Here is a 13,794-nt window from a genome sequence, read left to right as displayed (position 1 = left end):
CCGTTAGAATCAGGGCGTCCTCGCCCGGAATAGTTAGCATGTTTTGGTCACTGGCGATTCTCGCCTACCTGCTCGGCTCGCTGTCCTTTGCCATTTTGCTCAGCCGCCTGACGGGAAATCCCGATCCGCGAATGAGTGGCTCAGGCAATGCCGGCGCCACCAATATGTTGCGCCTGGCCGGCAAGAAACTTGCCGTATTGACGCTGCTGGGCGACCTCTGCAAGGGCCTGCTGCCCGTACTGATCGCCAGCCTCGCGGGCCTTACCCTGCAACAGCAGGCCTGGGTGGGCATCTGCGCCGTCCTCGGCCACCTGTTCCCCCTGTACTTCCGCTTTCGCGGCGGCAAAGGTGTCGCCACGGCGGCCGGCATGCTGCTGGGCATCTACCCTCCGGCAGCCTTACTGGCGGTGCTTGCCTGGCTGCTGACGTTCTACCTGACCCGTACCAGCTCACTGGCGGCACTGATCGCCACACCGCTCACCCTGCCCTTGCTGGCCTGGCAGGAACCGGCGGCGCTGCTGCCGATGAGCGTACTGACACTGCTGATCGTCTGGCGCCACCGCGGCAATCTACGCGACCTGTTTGCCGGGCGCGAACGGCATTTTTAACAGGGTCCACGTTACCCCCTACAACGGCGACAACTGCTCCATCGGCCAACGCGCCTGCACGCTGATCGCCAGGCTTTCATGCTGCCCGGCCTGCAGGCGCTGGCAGCCGGCGTAGGCGATCATCGCGCCATTGTCGGTGCAAAACTCAGGGCGCGCGTAAAACACATCGCCCTTCATCTCCCCGAGCATCTTCTCCAGCGAGCTGCGCAAGGCCTTGTTGGCGCTGACGCCGCCGGCAATCACCAGCCGCTTCATGCCGGCCTGCTTCAGGGCACGCTTGCACTTGATGGTTAAAGTCTCTACCACGGCCTGCTGGAACGCCAGCGCGATGTCGCAACGGGCTTGCTCGCCGTCGTCCCCGGCGCTGACGCTCTGCTGCCAGGTATTCAACGCCGAGGTTTTCAGGCCGCTGAAGCTGAACATCAAACCAGGGCGATCACACATCGGCCGTGGGAATGTGTAACGACCGGCCACGCCTTTTTCGGCGAGCCGGGCGATTTCCGGACCGCCGGGATAATTGAGCCCCATCATCTTCGCGGTCTTGTCGAATGCTTCGCCGGCGGCGTCGTCCAGCGACTCGCCCAACAACGTGTATTGACCGATGCCGTCGACCTGAACCAGCTGCGTATGGCCCCCCGAAACCAACAAAGCGACGAACGGGAACGCCGGCGGTGTTTTTTCCAGCATCGGGGCCAGTAAATGACCTTCCATGTGGTGCACACCGAGGGCCGGAATGCCCCAGGCAAATGCCAGCGCCTGGGCACAGGAAGCCCCAACCAGCAGGGCTCCGACCAATCCGGGGCCTGCGGTGTAGGCAATGGCATCGATCTCGGTCGGCACGCAGCCGGCTTCATCCAACACCTGGCGGATCAACGGCAGCATACGTTTGACGTGATCACGGCTGGCAAGCTCCGGCACCACGCCGCCATAGGCGCGATGCAGGTCGATCTGACTGAAGAGTGCATCGGCCAGGAGCCCGCGTTCACTGTCGTAAAGTGCGACACCGGTTTCGTCGCAGGAGGTTTCAAGTCCCAGTACTAGCATGGGTTTGCGCCTTGTAGAGGCTGAATTCGAAGGCGCGCATAATAGTCGCCACTCCCCCTCCCGACTAGCGGTTTTCGATCAGAGGCTTTGCATTCCTGCCAATGAGGGGTTAACATCCGCAACCCTTAAAAACCGACGACCTCAGCCGCGAATTTTTTGCGACGAGAACGTTGATCCCGGTAATGAAAGAAGGTAGCTCTGGATGCCAGCCGTCAAAGTAAAAGAGAACGAACCCTTCGACGTAGCTCTGCGTCGTTTCAAGCGCTCCTGCGAAAAAGCCGGTGTTCTGGCTGAAGTTCGTAGCCGCGAATTTTACGAGAAGCCAACTTCTGAGCGTAAGCGTAAAGCAGCAGCCGCTGTTAAGCGTCACGCCAAGAAAGTTCAGCGCGAGCAGCGCCGCGCCGTTCGTCTGTACTAATACACAGACGTTCGTAGCAAGCTTCTGCCAAGCCCGGCCCTCAGCCGGGCTGTTGGCATTTGCGGATATCGCTTGATGCTTCATCGTCGACGCCGCACACGCGACCGAGACACCGCTTCAAACGTCAGGACTGGCTCTTTTGCCAGCGGTGCACGTCTCTTCTGACGAGCCTAACAAGGCTACTGACGAGCACACCTAATTCTTCAAGCAGGCGATCATACTGTGTCGACTGTGCCCATAGCTGAGCTTCCGAGACCGCCCACAGGTCAAGACCGGACTCACGGGCAACTTTTATTCGTCGAACACTGATAGAAACTAACGTCAGCGAATGTTCGGCAGATACACTCTCTGACATCCCATGCAGACGATAATGATCAGGCACCCAACGTGCGCTTGAACATTTCACGGGCCCTCATTTACACGCAGTGATGACGAGAACGCCATGGCCGGGCTGATTCCCCAGAGCTTTATTGACGACCTTCTGAACCGCACCGACATCGTCGATGTCGTCAGCTCACGCGTGCAACTGAAAAAAGCCGGCAAGAACTACACCGCCTGCTGCCCGTTCCATAAAGAAAAAACCCCGTCGTTCAGCGTAAGCCCGGACAAGCAGTTCTATTACTGCTTCGGTTGCGGTGCAGGCGGCAACGCCCTCGGCTTCCTGATGGACCACGACAACCTGGATTTCCCCCAGGCCGTCGAGGACCTGGCAAAAGCCGCCGGCATGGAGATCCCCCGCGAAGAAAGTGGCCGCGCGCACAAGCCGCGACAGCCCACTGACTCGCCGCTGTATCCACTGCTGACCGCCGCTGCCGACTTCTATCGACAGGCACTTAAAAGCCATCCGCAGCGCAAGGCCGCCGTCGATTACCTCAAGGGCCGCGGCCTCACCGGTGAAATCGCCCGGGACTTCGGCCTCGGTTTTGCACCGCCCGGCTGGGACAATCTGTACAAGCACCTGAGCAGCGATACGCTCCAGCAAAAAGCCATGATTGATGCCGGCCTGCTGGTGGAAAATGCCGAGACCGGCAAGCGCTATGACCGCTTCCGTGACCGCGTGATGTTTCCCATCCGCGACAGCCGCGGCCGCATCATCGCGTTCGGTGGCCGCGTGCTGGGGGACGACAAGCCCAAGTACCTGAACTCTCCGGAAACCCCGGTTTTCCATAAGGGCCAGGAACTCTACGGACTGTTTGAGGCACGCAAGAACAACCGCAACCTCGACGAAATCATCGTGGTTGAAGGCTATATGGACGTGATCGCCCTGGCCCAACAAGGCCTGCGCAATGCAGTGGCGACGCTCGGTACCGCCACCAGCGAAGAACACATGAAACGCCTGTTTCGCGTGGTGCCCAGCGTGCTGTTCTGCTTCGACGGCGACCAGGCCGGCCGCAACGCCGCCTGGCGCGCGCTCGAGGCCACGCTGTCGAGCCTGCAGGATGGACGCCGCGCACGCTTTCTGTTCCTGCCCGAAGGCGAAGACCCGGACACCCTGGTGCGCTCCGAAGGCACCGACGCGTTCCGTGCCCGCATCAATCAACACGCACAGCCGCTGGCGGACTATTTCTTCCAGCAACTGACCGAAGAGGCCGACCCGCGCTCGCTTGAAGGCAAGGCCCATATGGCCACCCTCGCAGCGCCGTTGATCGATAAAGTCCCGGGCGCCAACCTGAAATCACTGATGCGCATGCGCTTGCTGGAAATCACCGGCTTGAGCGGCGAAGCCGTCAGCCAGCTGGTGCATAACGCACCGCAAGATGCACCACCGGCCTACGACCCCGGCATGGATTACGACGCCATGCCGGACTATTCCGACTTCCACCAATCGCAGGATGCGTATGCGCCCCAGCAGGAGTGGACGCCGAAAAAGCCCGGCGCCGGCGGCAAAAAATGGGACAAGAAGCCCTGGAGCAAGAATGGCAAACGCGGCGACCGCGATGAGGCCCATGCCCCGCGCACTCCGGTTGCCGTGGAAGCGCCGACGCTGATTGCCTTGCGCACGCTCATCCATCACCCGCAATTGGCGGGCAAGGTTGAAAGCGCCGACCATTTCGCCAACGCGAGCAACACCTACGCTCAGGTGCTTATCGCCTTGATCGAGGCCGTGCAGAAAAATCCTAAGCTAAACTCAATCCAGCTGATGGCTCGCTGGCATGGCACGGAACAGGGCCGTTTGTTGAAGGCACTTGCGGAAAAGGAGTGGCTAATTGACGGCGATAACCTTGAACAACAGTTTTTAGACACCATTAATAGGTTATCCGCGGGTCAGCACACACAGACCCTCGATGAGCTCATTAAGAGAGCAAGACAGCCGGGATTGTCGGCTGAAGAGCAAATTCAGATAGCAAAACAGATGCGCGACCTTTTAAAACAGAACGTTTGCACATCAAACCCGACCTCAGCTGGCGTGTGAGGTCATAGCTCGGGTATAATCCTCGGCTTGTTTTTTGCCCGCCAAGACCTTCAGTGGATAGGGTGTTATGTCCGGAAAAGCGCAACAGCAGTCTCGTATCAAAGAGTTGATCACCCTTGGTCGTGAGCAGAAGTATCTGACTTACGCAGAGGTCAACGACCACCTGCCTGAGGATATTTCAGATCCTGAGCAGGTGGAAGACATCATCCGCATGATTAATGACATGGGGATCCCCGTACACGAGAGTGCTCCGGATGCGGACGCCCTTATGTTGGCCGACGCCGATACCGACGAGGCAGCCGCTGAAGAAGCCGCTGCCGCGTTGGCCGCGGTGGAGACCGACATCGGTCGCACGACTGACCCTGTGCGCATGTATATGCGCGAAATGGGTACCGTCGAGTTGCTGACACGTGAAGGCGAAATCGAAATCGCCAAGCGTATCGAAGAGGGCATCCGTGAAGTGATGGGCGCAATTGCGCACTTCCCTGGCACGGTTGACCACATTCTCTCCGAGTACACTCGCGTCACCACCGAAGGTGGCCGCCTGTCCGACGTCCTGAGCGGTTATATCGACCCGGACGACGGCATTGCGCCACCTGCCGCCGAAGTACCGCCGCCGGTTGATCCAAAAGCGCCGAAAGCGGACGACGATACCGACGAAGACGAGGCTGAAGCCAGCACCGACGACGAAGAAGAAGTCGAAAGCGGTCCGGACCCGGTCGTCGCTGCCCAGCGTTTCGGTGCGGTTTCCGATCAAATGGAAATCACCCGCAAGGCGCTGAAAAAGCATGGTCGTGGCAACAAGCAGGCTATTGCCGAGCTGTTGGCCCTGGCTGAGCTGTTCATGCCGATCAAGCTGGTGCCCAAGCAATTCGAAGGCCTGGTTGAACGGGTTCGTAGCGCCCTTGAGCGTCTGCGTGCACAGGAGCGTGCCATCATGCAGCTCTGTGTCCGTGATGCGCGCATGCCGCGTACCGACTTCCTGCGCCAGTTCCCGGGCAACGAAGTTGACGAAACCTGGAGTGACGCCCTGGCCAAAGGCAAGTCGAAATACGCCGAAGCCATTGGTCGCCTGCAGCCGGACATCATCCGTTGCCAGCAGAAACTGAGCGCACTGGAGGCCGAAACAGGCCTGACGATCGCCGAGATCAAGGACATCAACCGTCGCATGTCGATCGGTGAGGCCAAGGCCCGCCGCGCGAAGAAAGAGATGGTTGAAGCCAACTTGCGTCTGGTGATCTCCATCGCCAAGAAGTACACCAACCGCGGCCTGCAATTCCTCGACCTGATCCAGGAAGGCAACATCGGCCTGATGAAGGCTGTGGACAAGTTCGAATACCGTCGCGGCTACAAGTTCTCGACTTATGCCACCTGGTGGATCCGTCAGGCGATCACTCGCTCGATCGCCGACCAGGCCCGCACCATCCGTATTCCGGTGCACATGATCGAGACCATCAACAAGCTCAACCGTATTTCCCGGCAGATGTTGCAGGAAATGGGTCGCGAACCGACCCCGGAAGAGCTGGGCGAACGCATGGAAATGCCTGAGGATAAAATCCGCAAGGTATTGAAGATCGCTAAAGAGCCGATCTCCATGGAGACGCCGATTGGTGATGACGAAGACTCCCATCTGGGTGACTTCATCGAAGACTCGACCATGCAGTCGCCTATCGATGTCGCCACTGTTGAGAGCCTCAAGGAAGCGACTCGCGACGTACTCTCCGGCCTCACTGCCCGTGAAGCCAAGGTACTGCGCATGCGTTTCGGCATCGACATGAATACCGACCACACCCTTGAGGAAGTCGGTAAGCAGTTTGACGTGACCCGTGAGCGGATCCGTCAGATCGAAGCCAAGGCGCTGCGCAAGTTGCGCCACCCGACGCGAAGCGAGCATCTGCGCTCCTTCCTCGACGAGTGATACCAGAACCCCCGGCCCAGGCCGGGGGTTTTGCTTTCCAGCCATTTCTTTCTACACATTTACTCCCTCGCAACGCCCCGCCCTCGCAATGCCCGTCTACACTCGAGACATTCCCCGTGCCATAACGAGACCGTTATGCCCAGATTGCCGACCGTGATACTGCTGTCGCTGCTGACCTGGACCGCAACGGCTGGCGCGATGACTCTCACTGATGATGAGCGTAGCTGGCTGACGGACCATCAGGAGCTGCGCCTTGGGGTGGATGCGTCATGGCCACCCTTTGAATACCGTGATGAAAATGGCCGCTACCAGGGCCTGGCCGCCGATTATGTACGCCTGATCCAGGATCGCCTGGGCATCAGGGTCAAGTTGATCGAGCCGGCGAATTGGACCGCCGTGCTCGAACAAGCGCGCAACAATCAGCTCGATCTGCTACCCGGCGTCATGTCCACCCCGGAACGCCAGAGCTTCCTGGCCTTCACGCGCCCATATATCGACTTTCCCATCGTGATACTGGCCCATGAAGGCGGCGCGAAACCACGCAGCCTCAAGGACTTGTACGGACTGAAAATCGCCGTGGTGGAAAACTACGCGCCCCATGAATTACTGCGCACCCACCACCCGGACCTCAATCTCGTCGCGATGCCTAACGTCACCTCCACGCTGCAGGCCCTGGCCATCGATGAAGTGGATGCGGTAGTCAGTGACCTGGCGTCCAGCGTCTGGAGCCTGCGCCAACTGAAACTCGATGGTTTGTACGTCAGCGGCGAAACGCCCTACCGCTATCAGTTGGCAATGGGCGTGCCACGGGATGAAAAAATACTGGTGGGCATCCTGGACAAGGTCCTCGCCGATCTCAGCCCAACCGAAACCGATGCGATCCAGCAGCACTGGGTGGGCAGTTTCAGCGATCACCGCACGTTCTGGGCAGATCTGTTGATGTACGGCCTGCCTGCGGTGTTGCTGCTGAGTACCGTGCTGGCCATAGTCATTCGAATCAATCGCCGGCTCAGCTCGGAAATTTCCCGCCGAGTGGCCCTTGAGCAGCAACTGCGCAGCAGCGAGTACCACTATCGCGGCCTGGTGGAGAGCCTGTCCGCCATCGCCTGGGAAGCCAGCATCAGCGATTTCACCTACAGCTACGTGTCGCCCCATGCTGAGGAACTGCTTGGCTACCCCCGTGCCCACTGGCTGATCCCCGGCTTCTGGCGCAACATCGTTCACCCCGCCGACCTGGTGCGCGCCGAAACCTATTGCTACCGTGAAACCCGCGCCAACCGTGATCACAGCATCGACTACCGTGTCATCACCGCCGACGGCCGCTGCCTGTGGGTGCGCGACATTGTCAGCCTGATCAAATACGGCCCGGAACCGGTGCTGCGCGGCCTGATGATCGACATCAGCGAGGCCAAACGTACGGAAGAGGCACTGCTGCTGTCCGAGCAGAAGTTCGCCAAGGCGTTTCATGCCTCCCCCGATGGCTTGTTGCTGAGCCGTCAAAGCGATGGCCTGCTGATAGAAGTGAACGAAGGCTTCAGCCACCTGACCGGTTACACCAGCGCCACCTCGCTCGATCAATCCACCCTGGACCTCGGCATATGGGTCGATCTCAATGAGCGCAAGCACATGCTGGAATTGATGAAGCGCGACGGCTTCGTGCGCGACTTCATCTGCCATATTCGCCATGTCGATGGCCGGATTCGCCTCTGCGAACTGTCCAGCCGCCCGCTGCCCATCGGCGAAGAAGACTGCATGCTGACCATCGCCCGCGACATCACCGAACGCCAGCAAATGCAGGAAAAACTGCAACAGGCCGCCACCGTGTTCGAGAGCACCGCCGAAGGCGTCTTGATCACCGATACGCGGCAGAACATCAGCGCCGTCAATCGCGCGTTCAGCGAAATCACGGGCTACAGCGAAACCGAAGCACTTGGCCACACCCCGCGCCTGCTCGCCTCCGGCCTGCACGACAGCGCCTTCTATGCCGCAATGTGGCACCAGTTGACGACCCAGGGACACTGGCAGGGCGAGATTTCCAACCGCCGCAAGAACGGTGAGCTCTACCCAAGCTGGCTCACCATCAGTGCGGTGCGCAATAGCGACCAGGTGGTCACCCACTTCGTCGCGGTATTTGCCGACATCTCCAGCCTCAAGCTCGCCCAGGCGCGCCTCGACTATCAGGCCCATCACGATCCATTGACCGGCCTGCCCAACCGCACGCTGTTTGAAAGCCGACTGCAAGCCGCCCTCAATGGCCAGCAGGAAAGCGGGAATCAAGGTGCCGTGCTGTTTCTCGACCTGGACCGTTTCAAACACATCAATGACAGCTTGGGCCACCCGGTCGGTGACCTGCTGCTCAAAGACATCGCCGTACGCCTCAAGGATCAACTGCGCGATATCGACACCGTCGCCCGCCTGGGCGGCGATGAATTCATCATCCTGCTGCCCGGCCTGCAACAGGCCAGTGACGCGCAATACCTGGCAAACAAACTGCTCGATTGCTTCACACCGCCCTTCCAGGCCGGCGAACACGAGTTCTTTATCAGCGCGAGTATCGGTACCAGCCTGTACCCACAGGACGGCACCGACGTCGCCACCCTGGTCAAAAACGCCGACGCCGCGATGTACCGCTCCAAAGCCAAGGGCCGCAACCGCGTTGAAAGCTACACCCGCGACCTGACGGCCCAGGCCAATGAACGCGTGGCGCTGGAGCACGAGCTGCGCCGCGCCATCGAACGTGACGAATTGAGCCTGTATTACCAACCCAAACGCAGCCTGATCACCCGCGAACTGATCGGCGCCGAAGCCTTGATTCGCTGGCACCACCCCACCTTCGGCGACGTCCCGCCCGAACACTTCATCGCCCTGGCCGAAGAGAACGGCACTATTTTGCAAATTGGCGATTGGGTACTGGAACAGGCCTGTCGACAGCTGCACGCCTGGCAAGGCGCTTTCGAGGACTTCGGGCCGCTGTCCGTCAACCTCGCCGGCGCGCAGCTACGCCACCCCAACCTGCTGTCGCGCATCGAACAACTGCTGCGCGATTACCGCCTGGAACCCGGCTGCCTGCAACTGGAGATCACCGAAAACTTCATCATGAGCCAGGCGGAAGAAGCACTGGCGGTGCTGCACCAGCTCAAAAGACTGGGCGTACAACTGGCAATCGATGATTTCGGCACCGGCTATTCGTCCCTCAGCTACCTCAAGCGCCTGCCGCTGGACTTCCTCAAGATCGACCAATCCTTCGTCCGCGGCCTGCCCGACGACCCCCACGACGCCGCCATCGTGCGCGCCATCATCGCCCTCGGCCACAGCATGCAATTCACCATCATCGCCGAAGGCGTGGAAAACCCCGCACAGCAAGCATTCCTCGCCGCAGAAGGCTGTGAACAGATGCAAGGCTACATCGTCAGCCTGCCCCTGCCACCGGAGCTATTTGCCGAAACCTTCCTTCGTACACGGATGAGGGATTTTACGGATGGCACAGCGAGGAAACCGTCGTTATAATCCGCGTCCAGTTACAAGGGCCTATAGCTCAGTTGGTCAGAGCAGAGGACTCATAATCCTTTGGTCCACGGTTCAAGTCCGTGTGGGCCCACCACCTTCAAGGCCACGTATTACGTGGCCTTTGTCGTTTCTGCAGTAGACGGAACCTGACTGAAAATCGCCAGAAAATCTCTTCCGTCCACAAACCGCCCACACGGTTGAGTTTTACTCATTGTTGAAGGTTTCCCCTCACCTCAACGGCGCAGCAAACGATCCAGCACCAACAGAGCCACTGCACCAATCGCGATGGCGGCAACCGGTTTTTCCTTAACGAAAGTCGATACGCTGTCCAGTGCATCGCCATAAGTCTGAGTCAGTTGCCCGGCAGCTTGGCGTCCAGCGCCTTCGGCTTCCAGCTTCGAATCACCAAACAATTTACCCACGGCGCTCTGTGCCTTGCCGGCAAGCTTCTCTGTAACGCCTTCGACTTGTTCACTCTTCATAACTCACCAAACCTTTGCGTGTAAGTGGGAAACCCAGGGTCTGCCTGGGCCAGGGTTATCTGCAAATCTTTAGGGGGATGGGGGTTGGGATAAGTTCAAAGTAGATAAGTCGCCAGAGAGGCCAAACAAAAGTTGGAGGGTGGGATTTGAGCCAAAAAAAGCCGCGCATTGCGCGGCTTTCGTGTGTCTGGCATAGCGGTTCTGTAAGCCGAACCAAGCCTGTAACATGCATGCCCACTACCCCCGCACTGGAGCTTCTCCCCTTGCCCACCCTGGACGAAATCGATCGCCAACTGATCGCCGCGTTGCAGCTCAACGCTCGCGAAAGCGTGGCCATGCTTGCACGGCAACTCGGCATTGCGCGTACCACGGTGACGTCGCGCCTGGCGCGCCTGGAGAAAACCCAGGTGATTACCGGTTATGGCGTGCGCCTGGGCCAGCGCTTGGCGGATGGCGGTTTGCAGGCTTATGTCGGGATTACCGTGCAGCCGCGCTCGGGCAAGGAAGTGCTGCGCAGGTTGAGTGCAATGGCTCAGGTCCAGCAGTTGTGCGCGGTGAGCGGTGAGTTTGATTATGTGGCGTGGCTGCGCACTGAGTCGCCGGAGCAGCTGGATCAATTGCTCGATCAGATCGGCAGTGTCGATGGTGTGGAGAAAACCACGACTTCGATCATTCTCAGTAACAAATTGGATCGCGGGCAACCTATCTGACCAAACAGCTCGTCATAATGACTAAAATAAGTGCAATCCGACGACACATTGCGTCTTATTAACGAGCGCGACGCTCCCTAAACTGGCTGCCATCTTTTCCTATACTCAACGGGCCCTCTCCCGCCGAGTCGTCAGTAAGGTCCGCCATGAGCATTCCGTCCAGCAGCATCGCCAAGCCCCATCGCCACCCCACCGACGGTAAGAAACCCATCACTATCTTCGGCCCGGATTTCCCGTTTGCCTTTGATGACTGGATCGAGCATCCCGCCGGCCTGGGCAGTATTCCTGCCGCCAATCACGGCGCTGAAGTGGCGATCGTGGGCGCCGGCATTGCGGGGCTGGTGGCGGCCTACGAACTGATGAAGCTGGGCTTGAAGCCGGTGGTGTACGAAGCCTCGAAGATGGGCGGTCGCCTGCGCTCCCAGGCTTTTGAAGGCGCCGAAGGGATTATCGCCGAGTTGGGTGGGATGCGTTTTCCAGTGTCGTCCACCGCCTTCTATCACTATGTGGACAAACTGGGCCTGGAAACCAAACCCTTCCCCAACCCGCTGACGCCGGCATCCGGCAGTACCGTCATCGATCTGGAAGGCCAGACCCACTACGCGCAAAAACTGTCCGACTTGCCTGCGCTGTTCCAGGAAGTGGCCGACGCCTGGGCCGACGCCCTGGAAGCCGGTTCGCAGTTCAGCGATATCCAGCAAGCGATCCGCGACCGCGACGTGCCGCGCCTCAAGGCACTGTGGAATAAGCTGGTGCCGCTGTGGGACGACCGCACCTTCTACGATTTCGTCGCCACCTCCAAAGCGTTCGCCAAGCTGTCGTTCCATCATCGCGAAGTCTTCGGCCAGGTCGGTTTCGGCACCGGCGGCTGGGACTCGGACTTCCCCAACTCGATGCTGGAAATTTTCCGCGTGGTAATGACCAACTGTGACGACCATCAACACCTGGTGGTCGGCGGTGTGGCGCAAGTGCCCATGGGCATTTGGCGTCACGTACCCGAGCGCTGTGCCCACTGGCCCGCCGGCACCAGCCTGAGCTCATTGCACAGAGGCGCGCCACGGGCCGGGGTGAAGCGCATCGCCCACGCCGCCGACGGTCGTTTCGCCGTCACCGACAACTACGGTGACACCCGCGAGTACGCTGCCGTATTGACCACCTGCCAGAGCTGGCTGCTGACCACCCAGATCGAATGCGACGAAACCCTGTTCTCGCAAAAAATGTGGATGGCCCTGGACCGCACGCGTTACATGCAGTCGTCGAAAACCTTCGTCATGGTCGACCGCCCGTTCTGGAAAGACAAAGACCCGCAAACCGGCCGCGACCTGATGAGCATGACCCTCACCGACCGCCTGACCCGTGGCACCTATCTGTTCGATAACGGCGACGACAAGCCGGGAGTGATCTGCCTGTCCTACTCCTGGATGAGCGACGCGCTGAAAATGCTGCCCCAGCCCATCGATAAGCGGGTCAAGCTGGCACTCGACGCGCTGGCCAAGATCTACCCGAAAGTCGACATCAAGGCGCGCATCATCGGCGACCCGATTACTGTCTCCTGGGAAGCCGACCCGCATTTCCTCGGCGCCTTCAAAGGCGCGTTGCCCGGCCACTATCGGTATAACCAGCGCATGTATGCGCACTTCATGCAGAAGGATATGCCCGCCGAGCAACGTGGGATTTTTATCGCCGGCGACGACGTTTCCTGGACACCGGCCTGGGTTGAAGGCGCGGTGCAGACCTCGCTGAACGCGGTGTGGGGCATCATGACCCACTTCGGCGGCGGCACCCATCCGGAAAACCCGGGGCCCGGCGATGTGTTTGACGAGATTGGGCCCATCGCCCTGCCCGAATAAGGAGCCTGACATGCGTGTCGCCCTGTACCAATGCCCGCCACTGCCGCTGGATGTCGCCGGTAATCTCACACGTCTGCGGCAACTGGCGCACGAAGCAGCGGGAGCCGATGTGCTCGTGTTGCCGGAGATGTTCCTGACGGGCTACAACATTGGCGCCGAGGCAGCAGGCGCCTTGGCCGAGGCTCAGAATGGCGAGTCTGCCCAAACCATTGCCGACATCGCGCAAAGTGCCGGGTTGGCGATCCTGTACGGTTATCCGGAGCGTGCCGAGGATGGCCAGGTCTACAACGCCGTGCAGTTGATCGACGTCCATGGCACACGCTTGTGCAACTACCGCAAGACGCATCTGTTTGGCGATCTGGACCATTCGATGTTCAGCGCCGGTGACGACGACTTCCCGTTGGTGGAATTGAACGGCTGGAAGCTGGGTTTCCTGATTTGCTACGACCTGGAGTTCCCGGAAAACACGCGCCGCCTGGCCCTGGCCGGTGCCGAACTGATTCTGGTGCCCACCGCCAATATGGTGCCGTTCGACTTTGTCGCCGACGTCACCGTGCGGGCGCGGGCGTTCGAGAACCAGTGTTTCGTGGCCTACGCCAATTACTGCGGGCACGAGGGCGATATTCACTACTGCGGCCAAAGCAGCATTGCCGCGCCGGATGGTCAGCGCATCGCCCAGGCGGGCCTGGATGAGACGTTGATCGTCGGCACGCTGGAGCGGCAAGCGATCCTCGACGCCCGCGCCGCCAATCACTACTTGCAGGACCGTCGCCCCGAGCTTTACGGCGCACTGCACAAGCCCTGACCCACCGGGTTTGCTAGCATAGGCACTTGCCCCGTTTCG

General features: G+C 59.9%; 10 protein-coding genes and 1 tRNA gene. 9 read left to right on the top strand and 2 right to left on the bottom strand.

Features of this window, described 5'->3' with window-relative positions:
• The first annotated feature begins 38 nt into the window (after window positions 1-38).
• Window positions 39-608, top strand: a complete 570-nt coding sequence (gene plsY / locus BFQ00_RS18200) for a glycerol-3-phosphate 1-O-acyltransferase PlsY (RefSeq protein ID WP_057723660.1) — start codon at window positions 39-41, stop codon at window positions 606-608.
• 18 nt (window positions 609-626) lie between these two features.
• Here the strand turns inward: plsY and tsaD are convergent, their stop codons facing one another.
• Window positions 627-1,652: a tRNA (adenosine(37)-N6)-threonylcarbamoyltransferase complex transferase subunit TsaD gene (gene tsaD, locus BFQ00_RS18195; protein WP_065885497.1), complete on the bottom strand. Its 1,026-nt coding sequence runs from the start codon at window positions 1,650-1,652 to the stop codon at window positions 627-629.
• Between the two features lie 202 nt (window positions 1,653-1,854).
• Here tsaD and rpsU point away from each other — a divergent pair, with 202 nt between their 5' ends.
• From rpsU to BFQ00_RS18170, 5 genes are all read left to right on the top strand, one after another.
• Window positions 1,855-2,070 carry a 30S ribosomal protein S21 gene (gene rpsU, locus BFQ00_RS28330; protein WP_002551877.1) on the top strand — a complete coding sequence of 72 codons (216 nt, stop codon included), beginning with the start codon at window positions 1,855-1,857 and terminating at the stop codon, window positions 2,068-2,070.
• 442 nt (window positions 2,071-2,512) lie between these two features.
• Window positions 2,513-4,483 (top strand): DNA primase, encoded by a 1,971-nt coding sequence (gene dnaG / locus BFQ00_RS18185; RefSeq protein WP_065934301.1) that lies wholly within the window; start codon window positions 2,513-2,515, stop codon window positions 4,481-4,483.
• Window positions 4,484-4,550: 67 nt separating this feature from the next.
• Window positions 4,551-6,401: an RNA polymerase sigma factor RpoD gene (rpoD, locus tag BFQ00_RS18180; RefSeq protein ID WP_065885494.1), complete on the top strand. Its 1,851-nt coding sequence runs from the start codon at window positions 4,551-4,553 to the stop codon at window positions 6,399-6,401.
• A gap of 135 nt (window positions 6,402-6,536) precedes the next feature.
• On the top strand, window positions 6,537-9,908 hold the full coding sequence (locus tag BFQ00_RS18175; protein WP_065934300.1) for a bifunctional diguanylate cyclase/phosphodiesterase: 3,372 nt from the start codon (window positions 6,537-6,539) through the stop codon (window positions 9,906-9,908).
• Between the two features lie 17 nt (window positions 9,909-9,925).
• Window positions 9,926-10,002, top strand: a tRNA-Ile gene (locus BFQ00_RS18170).
• A 139-nt stretch (window positions 10,003-10,141) separates the two neighbouring features.
• Here BFQ00_RS18170 and BFQ00_RS18165 read toward each other — a convergent pair.
• The gene (locus BFQ00_RS18165) at window positions 10,142-10,390 is read right to left on the bottom strand and encodes a CsbD family protein (protein WP_065885492.1); all 249 of its coding nucleotides are present in this window, start codon (window positions 10,388-10,390) and stop codon (window positions 10,142-10,144) included.
• A gap of 263 nt (window positions 10,391-10,653) precedes the next feature.
• Between BFQ00_RS18165 and BFQ00_RS18160 the strand changes: the two genes are divergently transcribed.
• The 3 genes from BFQ00_RS18160 (at window position 10,654) to BFQ00_RS18150 (ending at window position 13,755) form a co-directional block, all read left to right on the top strand.
• Window positions 10,654-11,100, top strand: coding sequence for an Lrp/AsnC family transcriptional regulator (locus BFQ00_RS18160; RefSeq protein WP_065885491.1), 447 nt, complete (start codon window positions 10,654-10,656; stop codon window positions 11,098-11,100).
• A gap of 167 nt (window positions 11,101-11,267) precedes the next feature.
• A complete protein-coding gene (locus BFQ00_RS18155) occupies window positions 11,268-12,950 on the top strand; it encodes a flavin monoamine oxidase family protein (RefSeq protein WP_065934333.1) in 1,683 nt (560 codons plus the stop codon).
• 10 nt (window positions 12,951-12,960) lie between these two features.
• Window positions 12,961-13,755: a carbon-nitrogen hydrolase family protein gene (locus tag BFQ00_RS18150; RefSeq protein WP_065934299.1), complete on the top strand. Its 795-nt coding sequence runs from the start codon at window positions 12,961-12,963 to the stop codon at window positions 13,753-13,755.
• Window positions 13,756-13,794 lie beyond the last annotated feature (39 nt).

The organism is Pseudomonas sp. 28 E 9, from assembly GCF_900004785.1.
Taxonomy (GTDB): domain Bacteria; phylum Pseudomonadota; class Gammaproteobacteria; order Pseudomonadales; family Pseudomonadaceae; genus Aquipseudomonas; species Aquipseudomonas orientalis_A.
This window is presented reverse-complemented; position numbering and strand designations above follow the sequence as displayed.

What these genes read in the sequence shown, in the direction of transcription:
- plsY (WP_057723660.1), top strand. Translation starts at nt 39, where the DNA reads ATGTTTTGGTCACTGGCGATTCTCGCCTACCTGCTCGGCTCGCTGTCC.
- tsaD (WP_065885497.1), bottom strand. Translation starts at nt 1,652, where the DNA reads ATGCTAGTACTGGGACTTGAAACCTCCTGCGACGAAACCGGTGTCGCA.
- rpsU (WP_002551877.1), top strand. Translation starts at nt 1,855, where the DNA reads ATGCCAGCCGTCAAAGTAAAAGAGAACGAACCCTTCGACGTAGCTCTG.
- dnaG (WP_065934301.1), top strand. Translation starts at nt 2,513, where the DNA reads ATGGCCGGGCTGATTCCCCAGAGCTTTATTGACGACCTTCTGAACCGC.
- rpoD (WP_065885494.1), top strand. Translation starts at nt 4,551, where the DNA reads ATGTCCGGAAAAGCGCAACAGCAGTCTCGTATCAAAGAGTTGATCACC.
- BFQ00_RS18175 (WP_065934300.1), top strand. Translation starts at nt 6,537, where the DNA reads ATGCCCAGATTGCCGACCGTGATACTGCTGTCGCTGCTGACCTGGACC.
- BFQ00_RS18165 (WP_065885492.1), bottom strand. Translation starts at nt 10,390, where the DNA reads ATGAAGAGTGAACAAGTCGAAGGCGTTACAGAGAAGCTTGCCGGCAAG.
- BFQ00_RS18150 (WP_065934299.1), top strand. Translation starts at nt 12,961, where the DNA reads ATGCGTGTCGCCCTGTACCAATGCCCGCCACTGCCGCTGGATGTCGCC.